This is a genomic window from Gordonia sp. YY1 (genome assembly GCF_009872315.1).
Lineage (GTDB): Bacteria > Actinomycetota > Actinomycetes > Mycobacteriales > Mycobacteriaceae > Gordonia > Gordonia amicalis.
In genome coordinates, this window is the sequence record NZ_WXYI01000001.1 from 129,640 (window position 1) to 144,056 (window position 14,417).

At 67.0% G+C, this 14,417-nt stretch carries 12 protein-coding genes and 1 pseudogene; 3 read left to right on the forward strand and 10 right to left on the reverse strand.

Features of this window, described 5'->3' with window-relative positions; genetic code table 11:
* Positions 1-44: 44 nt before the first annotated feature.
* From BPODLACK_RS00620 to BPODLACK_RS00660, 9 genes and pseudogenes are all read right to left on the reverse strand, one after another.
* Positions 45-815, reverse strand: coding sequence for an SDR family NAD(P)-dependent oxidoreductase (locus tag BPODLACK_RS00620; RefSeq protein WP_159404490.1), 771 nt, complete (start codon positions 813-815; stop codon positions 45-47).
* Between the two features lie 62 nt (positions 816-877).
* Complete coding sequence (locus tag BPODLACK_RS00625; RefSeq protein WP_159404491.1) at positions 878-1,639, reverse strand: crotonase/enoyl-CoA hydratase family protein; 762 nt, start codon at positions 1,637-1,639, stop codon at positions 878-880.
* Positions 1,640-1,770: 131 nt separating this feature from the next.
* Positions 1,771-2,991, reverse strand: a complete 1,221-nt coding sequence (locus BPODLACK_RS00630; protein WP_159404492.1) for an FAD-dependent oxidoreductase — start codon at positions 2,989-2,991, stop codon at positions 1,771-1,773.
* 16 nt (positions 2,992-3,007) lie between these two features.
* Complete coding sequence (locus BPODLACK_RS00635) at positions 3,008-4,219, reverse strand: cytochrome P450 (protein WP_159404493.1); 1,212 nt, start codon at positions 4,217-4,219, stop codon at positions 3,008-3,010.
* 84 nt (positions 4,220-4,303) lie between these two features.
* Complete coding sequence (locus BPODLACK_RS00640) at positions 4,304-4,774, reverse strand: flavodoxin domain-containing protein (protein ID WP_159404494.1); 471 nt, start codon at positions 4,772-4,774, stop codon at positions 4,304-4,306.
* An 85-nt stretch (positions 4,775-4,859) separates the two neighbouring features.
* Positions 4,860-6,326 carry an APC family permease gene (locus BPODLACK_RS00645; protein WP_201450577.1) on the reverse strand — a complete coding sequence of 489 codons (1,467 nt, stop codon included), beginning with the start codon at positions 6,324-6,326 and terminating at the stop codon, positions 4,860-4,862.
* A gap of 337 nt (positions 6,327-6,663) precedes the next feature.
* On the reverse strand, positions 6,664-7,320 hold the full coding sequence (locus BPODLACK_RS00650; protein ID WP_157753361.1) for a TetR/AcrR family transcriptional regulator: 657 nt from the start codon (positions 7,318-7,320) through the stop codon (positions 6,664-6,666).
* Between the two features lie 119 nt (positions 7,321-7,439).
* Positions 7,440-8,871, reverse strand: a pseudogene (locus tag BPODLACK_RS00655) (DUF222 domain-containing protein).
* Positions 8,872-8,939: 68 nt separating this feature from the next.
* A complete protein-coding gene (locus BPODLACK_RS00660) occupies positions 8,940-10,040 on the reverse strand; it encodes an enoyl-CoA hydratase/isomerase family protein (RefSeq protein ID WP_159404495.1) in 1,101 nt (366 codons plus the stop codon).
* Positions 10,041-10,087: 47 nt separating this feature from the next.
* Here BPODLACK_RS00660 and BPODLACK_RS00665 point away from each other — a divergent pair, with 47 nt between their 5' ends.
* Both BPODLACK_RS00665 and BPODLACK_RS00670 read left to right on the forward strand, forming a co-directional pair.
* Positions 10,088-11,329 (forward strand): CoA transferase, encoded by a 1,242-nt coding sequence (locus tag BPODLACK_RS00665; protein WP_024500150.1) that lies wholly within the window; start codon positions 10,088-10,090, stop codon positions 11,327-11,329.
* Entirely contained in the window at positions 11,326-12,741 is a 1,416-nt protein-coding gene (locus BPODLACK_RS00670; protein WP_024500151.1) for an amidohydrolase family protein, read from the forward strand. The genes BPODLACK_RS00665 and BPODLACK_RS00670 overlap by 4 nt, the downstream gene beginning before the upstream one ends.
* A gap of 8 nt (positions 12,742-12,749) precedes the next feature.
* Here the strand turns inward: BPODLACK_RS00670 and BPODLACK_RS00675 are convergent, their stop codons facing one another.
* Entirely contained in the window at positions 12,750-13,442 is a 693-nt protein-coding gene (locus tag BPODLACK_RS00675; protein ID WP_024500152.1) for an SDR family NAD(P)-dependent oxidoreductase, read from the reverse strand.
* 105 nt (positions 13,443-13,547) lie between these two features.
* Between BPODLACK_RS00675 and BPODLACK_RS00680 the strand changes: the two genes are divergently transcribed.
* Positions 13,548-14,414: an alpha/beta fold hydrolase gene (locus BPODLACK_RS00680; protein ID WP_024500153.1), complete on the forward strand. Its 867-nt coding sequence runs from the start codon at positions 13,548-13,550 to the stop codon at positions 14,412-14,414.
* Positions 14,415-14,417: the final 3 nt, after the last annotated feature.

Sequence of the window (14,417 nt, forward strand, 5' to 3'; positions counted from 1 at the left end):
GCGGGACGTCCCAAGCCGAGACGGTCGTCGTTAGGCGTTTGTGATCAGCGCGGCTGGAACCGCTGCGCCCCGTCGAGGCGCACGATCTCCCCGTTGATGTAGCCGTTCTCCAGCAGATGCTGCGCCAGCGCCGCGAATTCGTTGGGGAGACCGAGTCGCTTGGGGTAGGGCACACCCGCGGCGAACTTGGTGAGCGCCTCCTCCCCCATCGATTCCATGATCGGCGTGCGCATCGTGCCCGGGGCGATGGTGTTCAGGCGCACCGCAACCGAGCCGAGATCGCGCGCGCCCGACAGGGTGAGACCCATGACGCCGGCCTTGGCGGCGGCGTAGGCGGTCTGCCCGATCTGACCCTCGTAACCGGCGATCGAACTGGTCATCACGATCGCACCGCGCTCACCGGACTCCTTGGGCTCGCCGGCGGCGAGCTTCGCCGCGGTGAGACGCAGGACGTTGTAGGTGCCGGTGAGATACAGGTTGAGGGTCTTGACGAACCCCTTCATCTCTGCGGGCGATCCGTCGCGATTGACGATCCGCTGTGCCACACCGAAACCGCCGTGCGCGATGACCGCATAACGCAGGACGCCGAGTTCGCTCGCCTGCTCGAGCGCGGCGTCCACCGAATCGTCGTCGAGCACGTCGGTGCGCGCGTAGACCGCCCGCTCGCCCAGTTCTTCCGCGAGTTCCTTCGCCGGCCGGTCGGCCAGGTCGGCGATCACGACCGACGCACCGGCGGCGTGCAGGCGCCGCACCGTCGCCGCGCCGAGTCCACCGGCACCGCCCGTCACCAGTACGACTTCACCCTCAAACGACATCTGTTCTCCTCACATCGATCTCATGGTCAGATTGACAGCGGGCAGTTGACTGCGGACGACCCTCAGGCGCCGGTCCATTCGGGCTTGCGCTTCTCCGCGAACGCGCGGGCACCCTCGATCGCGTCCTTCGAGGTGAAGACCGGCGCCAGCAATTCGCCCTGACGGTCCCACTTCTCGTCGTCGCTCCACGATTCCGACTCGGCGATGATCCGCTTGGTGACGGCGACGGCCAGCGGGCCGTTCTCGGTGATGCGCTCGGCAAGGGCGAGAGCACCGTCGAGCGCACCGCCCTCATCGGTGAGGACGTTCACGAAGCCCCAGTCCGCGGCCTGCTCGGCGGTGAAGTTGTCGCCGGTGAGCGCCAGCTCGAGGGCCTTCTGATAGGGAATCTTCCTGGGCAGGCGCAGAAGTCCGCCGGCGCCCGCGACGAGGCCGCGCTTGACCTCCGGAATGCCGAACTTCGCCGACTTCGACGCGACGACGAGGTCGGTGGCGAGAACGAGTTCGGTTCCGCCGGCGAGCGCGAACCCCTCGACGGCCGCGATGACCGGCTTGGCCGGCGGCTTCTGCGTGAAGCCCAGCCCGCGCCCTTCGATGGCCACCGACTCGCCCGCCGCGAAGGCCTTGAGATCCATTCCGGCACAGAAGTTCCCACCCGCACCGGTCAGAATGGCGACCGACAGCTCCGGACTGTCGTCGAGTTCGTCCATCGCGTCGGCGAGCGACTGACTCACCTCGTGGTTGATGGCGTTCCGCGCCTGCGGCCGGTTGATCGTGATGACGAGGATGCGCCCCCGGCGCTCCACGAGAACTGCGTCGGACATTGTCGCTGACCCCTCACCGATTCGACGATCGCTGCGGACGCGCTCACGCGGAATCGGGCGGCGTCGGCCGCAGCTCACGAGTGATCGTAAGCAGAGACCGCCCGCCGAATTGGGAAAATGAACGAACTGAGTTAGACAAGTACCCCGTCGCTGGACCGAACCACGTCGATCATCTCCTCTCGGGAGTTGAACTTGGTCCGGCACCGCCCGGGCCGGGCACGTGCGACCTCAGCATCGTCGATGATCCGCCAGTCGGCAAAGTCGACGACCCTCGCAGGCAGGAGGTGCTCGACGCCGGCCAGGCCCGGCTTGCTGATGCACCTGACGGAATGCGCATCTGCAACCTGTGCGGCAGCGTTCTTCGCGGCAGCTCGATTCTGGGCCAGGTTCCCGAGCACTCCGCTCTGCGCACCTCCGACCCGGAAGATCTGCGTGCTGATCACCGGGCTGACAGGAGCGTCGCTCTCCGCCACGAACCCGATCGCGGTGATCACGGTGTCCGCGACGAACTCGACCTCGGTGTTCGACGCAGAATGTGTCCCCGCCAGGACCGCCCGGCCGTCGCGGTGATCCACCGCGCGGGTATCGACCGCGAAGTGGACGTTCACGGCCACCCGCGGTTCACCATCACCCGCCACCTGCTCACCGTCGATCGACACACCCACGCCCGGCAGCTCGCAGAGTTCGCGGAGCATGGCGGCGTCCCACCGCACCCGATCGCGAGGACCGCGCGCGACGATGTCGATGCGCCGGAGGTTCTCCGCTTCGAGCGCGGCTCGGGCCTCGTCGTCGACATCGCTACCGACAAGGTCCTCCGCCGTCTTGGACAGGAGTCGAGCGACGTCCATCGCGACGTTGCCCGCGCCGACGACGACCACCGATTCGCCCAGCGGCCTGCACGAATCGGCGTCGCCGCCGCGAAGGACGCTGTCCGGATCGGCGTTGATGAAGCGCAGCAACTCCCCCGCACCCAGGACCCTGGCGTCAGGGTGGACCGCTATCCCGATGGGCCGATCGTTCGGCAACCCGGTAGCGACGACGACCGCGTCGAAGGCGGCATGGAGGTCGGTCAGGGACAGGTCACGACCGATGCCGGTGTTGCCGACGAACCGCACACCCGGCGAAGCGAAGACCCAGTCGAACTGCCGGGCGACGTTCTTCATGCCCTGATGGTCGGCGGCAACGCCGTAGCGGAGCAGGCCGAACGGTGTCATGCGCCGGTCGAAGACGGTGATCGCCGCGTCGGGCATCAGCCGCCGCAACGCGATGGCGGTATAGCAACCCGACGGACCTGCACCGACGATGGCGACTTCGGCGTGTCGAGCATTCTGTCCTGCAACGGTTTTCGTCATGTCAGGCTCTCTCGGTTCAGTGCAGGCGAATCGGCAGCGAGCGGTAGTTGCGCCCGCGGTCGGTGTGGTAGGTGACCGGCTCACCGGCGAGTTCGATGCGCTCGCACCGCTCGGCGATGGTGGTGAACATCGTCTCGAGTTCCACCCGCGAAAGAAGTTGTCCGGCACAGGCATGCGGTCCGATGCTGAACGAGAGGTGTTTCGCCGCGAGCGGACGGGTGTGGTCGAACTCGTCAGGGCGCTCGAACACCTCGGGATCGCGGTTGGCCGAACCGATCATGAAGCGGATCGTGCTGCCGGCCGAAATCTGCACGCCGCTGATCTCGATGTCGGCGGTCGTGATGCGCGGGAACGACATCTCGGCCGGGTTGAGTCGGATGAGCTCCTCGATGATCATCGACCGCTCCTCGGGCTGGTTGCGGTAGGTCTCGAGGATGTCGGGCCGCTGGGCGAAGAACTCGAGGCCGATGGCGCCGGTGAATCCGGGGTTGTGCCCGCCGGAACCGAATAGCAGCATGAGGGTCTGAAGCACGTTCAGCTCGGTGAGCTCACCCCGATCCTGGGCGGCGATGAGTTCGTCGGCGAGTCCGGTGCCGGGATTGCGTCGCTTCTCGGCGATCATCTCACGCACCCGACCCTCGAGGTAGGCGAACGCCTGCGCGGCAGCGGCATCGGAGTCCGGATGCGGTTCGGCGACAAGAGCATCCATGGCCGTGATCATCGATTCCGGAACCGGCTTCACATCATGCTCCGGAAAACCCAGGATGCGGCACACCGTGACGTGCGTCGGCTTCACGGCCAGTTCGAGGTGCGCCTCGATGACCTCACCCGGAGTCGCCGCGTCGAGCGTCTCGCGCACGACGTCGGCGGTGTGCTCAGCCCACCGCTTGATGAGCTTCGGGGTGAACCACTTGGCCGTACGACGACGGAGCGCGGTGTGCTCCGGCGGATCCTTGAATAGCATCGTGTGGGCAAAGGCCTCCCAGGCACCCATGTCGGGGTCTGCGACGCTCATGCACGGGTCCTTGCCCCACCGCACGATGTCGGCGTGCCGGAAGACGAGGTACGTCCCGTCGGAGACCTGATAGACCGGGCTCTCCGCACGCACCTTCTCGTACCAGGGGTACGGGTTGTCCCGGAACTCCTGGTCGTCCCACGGCAGCAGCTCGGACTCCGGGGGCAGAGCGGGATCGTTGAACGAGGCGGCCGGTTCGATCGTGACGGTCATGGTTGAGCTCCTTCGTCGGGAAGCGACCGGAGTCGCGTTTGGTGGGCGGTCGTTGGCGCAAGGCATTCGCGCGCGATCAGTGGATCAGACTGCGAGAGCGGCAGATTCGACCAGTGCTACACGCGCCCAGTCGATGGCGATCTCCGAGGGGTCCTCACCCGACGCGGCATCGTGGCGCCCGATCTCCCCGACAAGTCGGGCGCCGAGATCGGTGAAGGCTGCCGAGAGCACGTCGACGGCGTTGTTGTAGGTCTCGTAAGTGCTGTCCCCGAGACCGAAGGCCAGGAACTCGATCCCGGTCAGGTCCGGGCGGGAACCGGAGAGTTCGGAGTGCAGCGGTTCCGCGGTAGCGGGCAGACCGCCCTCGCCGTAGGTCGAGGTGATGAGCAGCAGGCGCGTGTCACCGGCGGTCAGGTCGTCGAATCCGGTGACGTCGAAGTCGTCCATGGCGGTCACGGTCGCGTCGAAGTCGTTGTCGCCGAGGAATTCTGCGACGTCGTCGGCCACCATTTCGGCATTTCCGGATTCGGTGCCGTACAGGATGATCACGTTCATGGCTCGGCCTTTCGGAGTTGAGGGGTTGGCCGCCACCGGGCCGGGCATTCACGACCCGGCGGCAGACCTGGATCGGGAGTCGTTCTCAGAACTCTTGGCGTCCGATGCGCTGGTAGACGTCGGGGTTCTGGCCGCGCAGCACCCGCGCGTACAGGAAGCCGACGATCGGGATGCCGAAGGTGATCGCCAGGAAGACGGTGGTCACCGTGCCGGTGTCACCCAGGAGATCGGAGTAGTTGGCGACTGCGAGGTAGGCGACGATGCCGAGCCCGACAGACGCGACGACCGGGGCGACCACGGTCTTCCACTTCGACAGCGTGGTCACGGCGCGGCGCTTGTAGAAGTAGGCCACCACTGCCAGGCTCGCAAGGAACATGACGAGGATGATCGCGAGGTTCCCGGCGCCGGCGGCCTTCGCGTAGAGGCTGTCCGGGCTGGTACCGATCACCGCAAAGGCAACGAGCAGTACCGTCCACACGGCGCCGACGAACGAAGCGGCCATGAAGGGCGAGCGATGACTCGGGTGGACGCGACCGAGTTTCTCGGGAAGCACACCGTCGGTACCCAGCGAGAACAGATAGCGAGCCGAGGCGTTCTGGATCGAGAGCATCGAGGCGAGGATCGACGTGATGAGCAGCACCGTGATGATGTCGGAGACGACGCGCCCGGTGAGGGTGAGCATGGCGGAGTTGAACAGTCCAGCCGTGTCCGCCTCAGCCGCCGCCTGCGCCTTGTCAGCACCGAGGAAGGCCAGGTAGGCCCAAGCGGCGAGTGCGTAGAACACGCCGATGCCGGCCACTGCGATGAACATCGCGCGCGGGATGGTCTTCTCCGCGTCCTTGGCCTCTTCGCGGTAGATCACCGTTGCCTCGAATCCGAGGAAGTTGCCCAGTACGAACAGGACCGCGAGTCCGAGGGCGTTGTCGGAGATCGCCGGCAGCGTGAATCCTGCGCCACCGCTGTCGGCTGGTCCGCCGTTGACGAACGATGCGACGTCGAAGACGACGACCGCGATGACCTCGAGCCCCATCACCAGTGTCAGGACCTTGGCGGACAGGTCGATGCGCCGGTAGGCGAGAGCGGTGGTCACCGCGATGATGCCCAGCCCGTAGACGTACCAGGGGATCTCCGGGAATCCGAGTGGCTCGAGGAAGCCCTTGGCAGTGATCGCGAACATCGACGGCGCGAAGAACCCGATGGCCATGTAACCGGCCGTCGCGAGGAGCGCGCTACCCAGTCCGGCGGATCGTCCGAGCCCCGCGGTGATGAAGGCGTAGAAGCCACCGGGATTGGGCACTGTCCGGCCCATCGCGACGAATCCGACCGAGAAGACGAGCAGCAGCGCCGTCACTGCGAGATAGATTGCCGGCGCGCTCGACCCGCTGAAGAGCAGGAGAACCGGAATGAAGCCGGCAACCGTGGTCAGCGGCGCCGAGAAGGCGAGCACGCTCATCACGAGCTCGCCGACGCCCATATCGCCGCGTAGGCGCTGCGGCGCCGCAGGTGCCGTAGCGGCGGCCGCCTGCGGCACCTTGATCTGTTCGATGGTCATGTCGTGTTCCTTGGTCCGAAGTTCTCTGGTCCGTGAAATCTCTGCGCGCGAATCGATTCGCGCGGTAGCCGGTCGCGACGTCGTCGGCGGGATCGGCCCGGGGTTCCAAACGCGACTTCAGTCGCGACTTGAGTATGCGTTCTCATTTGTGTCCGATACGCAAATCGGGGTGACACGGGAGTAACAGCTTCCAGGGAGGTGAGCGTCGCGTGTCGCATTGACCAAGGAACATCGAAAAGTGTTCGCATACAAAATGTCTCGTCAAATTGCCGGAACCATGCCGGCCGACTGCGAACACGCAAGAACCCACGCGCAGACACACGTGGGTTCTTGTAAGTTATTGACAGACGGCCAGATAGCCGTGGACTAGAGTTCGCATCTCGTCAATCACCGACTCAGATCCGTCTGGATCGTCACGGAATGCGACCTGCCCCAAGCGTTCCAGTACTTCGACGACGACTTCACACTGCGTGAGCGTGAGATTCTCGAAGCACCCTTCGTAACCGGACAACTCCGCGTGGAGCATGACCGCCATCTCCTCGATCCAGATGCGGTCGCGCAGGCGGGTATTGGCGGTGAAGCGCTGACCGACCCAGATGGCACGGACGAGCGGTATGCGGAACCAATCGCAGTACTGGTCGACGAGGGCGTCGACGAACTCCGTCCAGGTCCCGAAGCCCGGGTCGGAGAAGAGTTTCGCCTGCTCCTCCCGCGAGTCCAGCATGCACTGGAGTGCCAGCTCATCGAGAACGCTGTCGGGGGTCTCGAAGAACGCATAAAAGGAACCCTTACTGAAGCCCGATCGTTCGAGCAGCAGCGTCGGCGATCCGACAAGGGCGTCGACGCCCTGTTCGAGGACGATCTGAGCCGCAACGTCGAGGACGTTCCTGATCGCCGCCTTGGATCGCTCCTGCAGCGGTTTCTTGCGGAGCCCCCCGGGAAGACGCGTAGGCGGGATCGTGCCCCAGACCCGCCCGGAACCGGCATCGGTCATGTCCACACCCCTCCTCTCGTCCATCCTCATAACGCGACCGAAGTCGTGTTTTGACGATAGCAAGGGTCATGTGACGCGAGTGTTAACTGGAATGACGGTCGCGTAATGACCTCACCCGGTCACGCAGCCACAGATGCAGCAGTCGCCATACGCTGGCGTTCCTTCCACTCCCAGACGGCATAGATCACCTCGGTGGCGTACCCGATGTCGAGTTTGCCGCCACCCACCGGCACCGTGGCATCCGCAGCGATCCGTTCGTCAGGCGTCCACCCGCCCGGCGCTTTGGTATCTGGACTCACGTCTATCTCCGAACCATCCGGCATGTAGAACGTGAACCGCTGTCCCCCATGCGCTTTGATCGCGAACTCACCTCTGTGCAACGCCCGGTGACACGTCCCGCACAACAGAATCAGGTTGTCGAGCTCGGTCTCGCCATCGTTGGACCAGAACACGACGTGATGCGCATGCAAATGCCGTGCGCCCGCACCCCGGCGTCTGGCAGCACCGATCCCGTAGAAACAGCGCCCGGATCATCGCTTTGGACGGCGTCCGCTGCTTACGCCCCAACCCCAACAACGCACGCTTACCGGGTCGACCAGACACCTTCTTCGACAACGCTTCCCGCACCGACGCCCCACACGCCGCTTCCGCCAGCTCCCCCTCCGCCAGCGCGGGTCCGTCATCCAGGTGAGGCTTCACCCCCTCACCCGCATGCACCAGGATCTCCGCACCGGGCGCCAACTCCGGCATGCCGATCCCTTCGTGGACCGCATCAGCCATCGCGACCACCGCCGGCGCCAGGTTCGACGGCACGTTGCGCCATAGATCCGGCCGGTTCGCCGGATTGAGCTCCGAATCCGCAGCACCCACGGTCTCCAGCCGATCGTCCGAAGCGTTCCGCGGAACGCTCCCCGACACCGGCAGATCCGGATCACCTACCGTGCGAGTCCTCTCGTACTCGGCCCGCACCACACCCGCCAAGAACCGGGCACCGTCCAACGGCGCCAGTCTCATCGACACCGACAACGTGCCGTCGAAGTTCCACCTGCAACTACCCCGTGACTCCACGGGCTGCTGCTCCCCATCACCGCCGGCCGAGCTGTCGATCTGCCGCATCGCCCGCACAACCCGCTCCAACTGCGACGCCGTGCACGACAACGCCACATTCACCAGTTCCTTCTCACGAAGCGGGGTTGCCACCCGCGTCAACGCACGCACCTTCGAATACGTCAACCGGCCCTCACCGAACATCTGCCGGACCGCTGGAAGTTCACGCAGCGCCCTGGCCACGTGGATCTGCTCCTGCGCCGTGCGCTGCGAAAGCCCCGCCCGCCACGATAACCAATGCCCCAGCGAATGAATCCCCGGACCCCGCCACGAATCCCGCTGATCCAACTCCGCCACATGGCCGAGGAATTCAGCGGTCATCGCGGTGATCTGCGCGGCATAGCCGAGCACCCGCCCCTCGAGTACCTCATCCGACAACGACGCCGGATCCGCACCGTCGAACAACGACGACACGCCCTCGCCACGCAACGCGGTAACAGACATCCCGACCTCCCAGCCAGTTCGAACAGATATACGAACAAGCTACCGCCGACTACCGACAGTTTCGCAGGTCACGACTTCGCGAGCGTTCCGCGGAACGCTCCAGACTCAGCCCCGATCTCGTCGACCAACCCCCAGCCCAGTGCCTGCTCGGCGTCGATCTCGGCACCGGTGACGAACAGGTGCAATGCCCGCCACCGCCCGATGCGCCGGGGCACGCTGACGGTGCCGCCCGCTCCCGGGATGAGGCCCATCGACACCTCGGGCAGTCGTATCCGGGTGTCCGGGGCGGCGACGACGCGCCTGGCGAAGGCGGGGATCTCGATTCCGGCGCCGACGCAGGGACCGTGCAGACGGACCTCGACGCGGTCGGCGAGCACGGCCACGAGTCGTCCCGCTCCCCCGCGGGTGCGGATCAGGTGGGCCGTCGACGCGTCGGGCATGTGTCCGAACTCGTCCAGGTCGCCACCGGCACAGAACGCACTGCCCGCCCCGTCGACGACGACGTGATCGATCGAGTCGTCGAGTATTGCCAGGCGCAACGCGTCGACGAACGCGTCGCGCAGCGCGGTGCCGTAGGCGTTGCGGCGTTCGGGCCGGTTGAGGGTGATGCGCAGGGTGTCACCGTCGCGGTCGAGCAGCACCGCGTCGACGGCGGGCGGCGGAAGCGGGCGCCCCTTGGCGCGACGCTCCTCCAGCCATCGGCCGAATTCGTCGCCGCCCTGCAGTGTCGAGTAGCCCAGGGATTCGACGTCGATGGCAGGGACGGGATCGAGCGGTTCGGCTGCGCGCACCACCTGCGCGGCGACGAGCGAGGCCTGCGGACATCGCGAGACCGCGTCGGTGAAGTTCCGGATTGCCACCTCCACGTCGTCGACGCCGATCACCGCGCGATGGTCGGTGCCGGGTGGGCCATACGTGAGATCGAGGCCATCCAGCAGAGGGAACAGTTCGTCGTCCATCATCCTGGTGGACGTCCCCACCAGGATGACGTCCGATGCCGAGGCACGGTCGGCCGCCCGGACCAGGTCGTCGTCGGTCACGTCGTCCACGGTGTCGAGGTCCACCAGCGCGACCGGCGACGCCACGGCTGCACCGTCGCCGAGCAGGTCCCCACCTCCGATGACCGGTGCTGCGGCCAGGTCGGCGATCGAGATACGACGGATCTGCATGGCGGTGAACCTCCTGAGCTTTACGTGCGGACGGTAGCATTTCGTCCGTGTCCAGCCATGCGTCCCATGATCCGGTGCGCGACTGGGCCGCCAGCGGTATCCCGCATCTCACCGGCCGATCCGACGGTCCACCTCTCATCCCGCCGGGTCGGGCAGCGACACTCGCGCGGGAACTCGGCGACTGGATTCGGGAGGCGAGCAACGGCGCCGCCGACATCGACGGCGCTGCCCTGTTCGCCGAGCGCGCCGCACTGACCGGGCACTCTCGGCAAGGCGATCTCACCCCGGGCGGATCAGGGCGCCTCCTGCCCGCCGACGACGGTTGGGTCGCGGTGAGTTCCGCCCGCCCCGACGACCCACTACTGCTGGGTGCGCTGATCGAACGCGAGGTGACCGAGGACAGCGTCTGGCCGGCGGTCGCCGAGTGGACGTCCCAGCACACCCGAGCGGATTTCGACACACGCGCCACCTTGTTGGGGATCGCCGGCGGCGGTGTCGCTCACGGCGACGAGATCGCCGACCAGGCACGTGACGCGTTGCGTCCGAATGGCGTTCCGCGTTCGGTCGACGGCCTGCTCGTCGTCGACTTCAGTGCCCTGTGGGCCGGCCCGCTGTGCGCACACCTGCTGGGTCTCGCCGGAGCGCGAGTGGTGAAGATCGAGACACCGCAACGTCCGGACGGCGCTCGGCGCGGAGACCAAGACTTCTACCGGTTGCTGCATGGAGGGCACGCGTCGGTTGTCCTCGATCCGACGGTCCACGCCGAACGCGGCGCGCTGAAAAGACTCGTCGCGGCCGCCGACATCGTGATCGAAGCGTCCCGACCACGGGCTTTGCGCGGATTCGGCCTGCGCGCCGAGGATTTCGTCGCCTCCGGAACCACCTGGATCTCCATCACCGCCGCCGGGCGCGACTCCGACCGCATCGGCTTCGGCGACGACGTCGCCGCGTCGGCGGGACTGGTCACCGAAGACGACGCAGGCCTGATGTTCGTGGGCGACGCGATCGCCGACCCGCTGTCCGGGCTGACCGCCGCCGCGCTCGCGATGTGTGAACCCGGTCCCGGTCGCGGCACGCTGTGGGACCTGTCGATGCGCGCCACGGTCGCCTCGACCCTCGGCGGACCACCGCCGCCACCCGCGTACCGCGACGGCGATCAGTGGGTCGTCGACACCGATTCCGGCACAGTCCCACTCGATCCGCCCCGGGCACGGTCCGGCTCCGCCGACCCCGCACCGTCGGGACGGGACACGAACTCGGTGCTCGCCGAACTGGGGATCATCCGGTGAGCGCGACGCTGTTCCGCCGTGTGACCCTCCCCGCGGGAGTCCGCGACGTCATCGTCGACCACGGTGTGATCACAGCGGTCGGCGTGGATCTCGACGGCGGCGCGATCAGAGGATTCGAGATCATCGACGGCGACGGCGGAGCGCTCATCCCCGGCCTTCACGACCATCACATCCACCTCCATGCGCTCGCGGCGGCCTCGGCGTCGGTGCAGTGCGGTCCGCCGCTGGTGACGAGCTCCGACGATCTCGCCGCCACCTTGGACCGCGCCCCCGATCTCGACCCCGCCGGCTGGGTCCGTGGCGTCGGATACGTGGAAACCGTTGCCGGGTTGCTCGATTGCACCACCCTCGATCGCCTCCACTCCCGCCGACCGGTCCGCATCCAGCACCGCAGCGGCGCGGTGTGGTTCCTCAACACCGCAGCGGCCGAGGCCGTCGGGTTGCGGACCGCCGAACATCCCGGTGTCGAGCGGGACGACTCCGGCGCACCGACCGGACGCGTGTGGCGCGCCGACGACTGGCTTCGTGAGCGGATGGGCCACTCCCGTCCACCCGACCTGTCGCAGGTCGGTTCCGAACTGGCCCGACTCGGCATCACCGGCGTCACCGATGCCACGCCGGAACTGTCGACGGAGTCCCTCGACGCACTCGTCTCATCACATGTGAACGGGGCTGTGCCACAACGACTTCACCTACTGGGAGTCCCACTCGATGCGACCCCCGACCTCCCACCGACGGTGACCGTCGGCCCGTTCAAGATCGTGCTGGCCGATTCCGACCTCCCCGACTTCCCCAGCCTGTGCGAGCGGATCCGCGCCGCGCATTCGCGGGGACGCGGGGTCGCCGCGCACTGCGTGACCCGGGAAGCCCTCCTGCTGCTCCTCGCCGCCTTCGACGAGGTCGGCCGTCGGCCGGACGATCGGATCGAACACGGTGCGATCATCGCTGCCGAGACCGTCGACGAGTTGAGCCACACGCAGATCGCCGTCGTCACCCAACCGGGATTCATCGCGGCACGCGGTGATGACTATCTGGATCGCCTCGACGCTTCGGACGTCCCCGACCTCTACCGGTGCGCTTCCCTCCTCGAACGAGGTGTGCCGCTTGCGATGTCGAGTGACGCACCGTACGGCCCCGTCGACCCGTGGGAAGTGATCACGGCGGCCGCAAACCGTCTCACCCCGGACGGCCGCACGGTCGGTGCCGACGAGAAGCTCGACCGCGTGACGGCGTTGGATCGCTACCTGACGCCGCTGAGCGCCGTGGGCGCAGCGCCGCGAACGGTCCGCACCGGCGAACCGGCCGACCTCGTCCTGCTCGACGACACGCTCGAGTCAGCACTGCAGACCGGCCGGGAGGCGTTGCACTGCACGATGATCCGCGGTCGCATCGCCTACCGACGCGAGGGATGATCCGGCTGTCAGCCGACGCCCGGCACCGGAACCTGCGCTCCCGTGACCGCGGCGGAGGCGTCGGAGACCAGGAAGGCGACGGTTTCGGCGATCGTCTCCGGCGACACCCAGCCCTTGCGGGAGGAATCCGGTTGGCTCTCCCGGTTACCCGGGGTGTCGATCACCGACGGCAGGATCGCGTTGGCCCGGATGGCGTCGTCCTTGTACTCGGCGGCGAGGGCACTGATGAACGCCCAGACGGCAGCCTTCGAAGTGATGTAACCCGCAGCACCGGAGAACGGCGCGAATGCGGCCTTCGCCGACACTCCCACGATCGATCCGCCACCCGCCTCGATCAGCTTCGGGATCGCCGCCGCGGACAGCAGATACAGCGACCGCAGATTGAGGCGGAGCAGCCGCTCGAACTCCTCGACCGGCGTCGCGTCCACGCGCTCCCCCATGGCGAACCCGCCGACCAGGTTGACCACCGCGGTCACCGGCGCCGAGGACTCCCCCGCGGCGGTCGCGACGACCTCTGCCACCGACGACTCGTCGAACAGATCGGCACGGAGGGTGACGAGCCGATCCGACTCGGGAAGACGCGACAGTTCGGCCTCGACGACCCACGGCACCACTACACGCCAACCGTCGTCGAGCAGCTTCGTCGTGACCGCGGAACCCAATCCGCCCGTACCGCCCGACACGATCACCGTTTGTGCCATCGCCAATCCGTCCTTGTCTCTCGCACTTCGTTCGACATCGGCGACACTACTGCAGGTGTCTGAATGTGTGCATTCATCTCACCGTATGCGTGAGAGGCTGTGTCGATGAGCACGAACGTCACCTCCGAGGCACCGGAGTGGTTCCGCACGGCCGTCGCGACGAAACCCGAGCACTCGTCGGTCACCGTCCATGGTGCGCGCATCACCTACCGCTGTTGGGGTGAACCCGGCTCGCCGGGCCTCCTCCTGGTCCACGGCGGTGCGGCCCACGCCGGCTGGTGGGACCACATCGCGCCGCGGTATGCAGGAGAACGTCGCGTCGTCGCCCTCGATCTGTCCGGCCACGGCGACAGCGACTGGCGCGACACCTACACCCTGGACACCTGGGCCGACGAGGTCACCGCCGTCGCCCATGCCGCACACGCGGGCGACCACGCGGTCCTCGTGGGACACAGTCTCGGCGGCCTCGTCGGCATCCGGACGTCGGTCGCCCACCCCGACCTGATCACCGACCTCGTGCTCGTCGACTCGCGCATCCTCGACGCCGAGATGCTGGACGAGATCCAGCGCCACCAGCCCGAGGGAGGTATCCCTCGACGCAGCAAGCATTACCCTTCGCTCGACGCAGCGCTCGAGCGGTTCCGCCTCGTGCCTGACCACGCGAGCCTCGACTACGCCAAGGACCATGTCGCCCGGCAGTCCGTCGTCCGCGACGTCGACGGGTGGCGGTGGAAGTTCGACCGCGGGTTCGCCGACGATCTGACGGATCTCCCGCCGCGGCCGCCGAGCGCCTGCCGACTCGGCGTCGTCCACGGCGAGCACGGGGTCGTGACCCCCGCGATGATCGACATCGTCACCGCCGGCCTCGACCAACCGGCGCGCGTCGTCGAACTCGCCGGGGCCGGCCATCACATCCCACTCGAACAGCCCCTCGCGCTGATGGATGCCATCGACGACTTCCTTCGGGCCTAGCAT

Bases quoted from the DNA above. Each gene is read 5' to 3' on its own strand.
- BPODLACK_RS00620 (WP_159404490.1), bottom strand. From the start codon at position 815: ATGTCGTTTGAGGGTGAAGTCGTACTGGTGACGGGCGGTGCCGGTGGA.
- BPODLACK_RS00625 (WP_159404491.1), bottom strand. From the start codon at position 1,639: ATGTCCGACGCAGTTCTCGTGGAGCGCCGGGGGCGCATCCTCGTCATC.
- BPODLACK_RS00630 (WP_159404492.1), bottom strand. From the start codon at position 2,991: ATGACGAAAACCGTTGCAGGACAGAATGCTCGACACGCCGAAGTCGCC.
- BPODLACK_RS00635 (WP_159404493.1), bottom strand. From the start codon at position 4,219: ATGACCGTCACGATCGAACCGGCCGCCTCGTTCAACGATCCCGCTCTG.
- BPODLACK_RS00640 (WP_159404494.1), bottom strand. From the start codon at position 4,774: ATGAACGTGATCATCCTGTACGGCACCGAATCCGGAAATGCCGAAATG.
- BPODLACK_RS00645 (WP_201450577.1), bottom strand. From the start codon at position 6,326: ATGACCATCGAACAGATCAAGGTGCCGCAGGCGGCCGCCGCTACGGCA.
- BPODLACK_RS00650 (WP_157753361.1), bottom strand. From the start codon at position 7,320: ATGACCGATGCCGGTTCCGGGCGGGTCTGGGGCACGATCCCGCCTACG.
- BPODLACK_RS00660 (WP_159404495.1), bottom strand. From the start codon at position 10,040: ATGCAGATCCGTCGTATCTCGATCGCCGACCTGGCCGCAGCACCGGTC.
- BPODLACK_RS00675 (WP_024500152.1), bottom strand. From the start codon at position 13,442: ATGGCACAAACGGTGATCGTGTCGGGCGGTACGGGCGGATTGGGTTCC.
- BPODLACK_RS00680 (WP_024500153.1), top strand. From the start codon at position 13,548: ATGAGCACGAACGTCACCTCCGAGGCACCGGAGTGGTTCCGCACGGCC.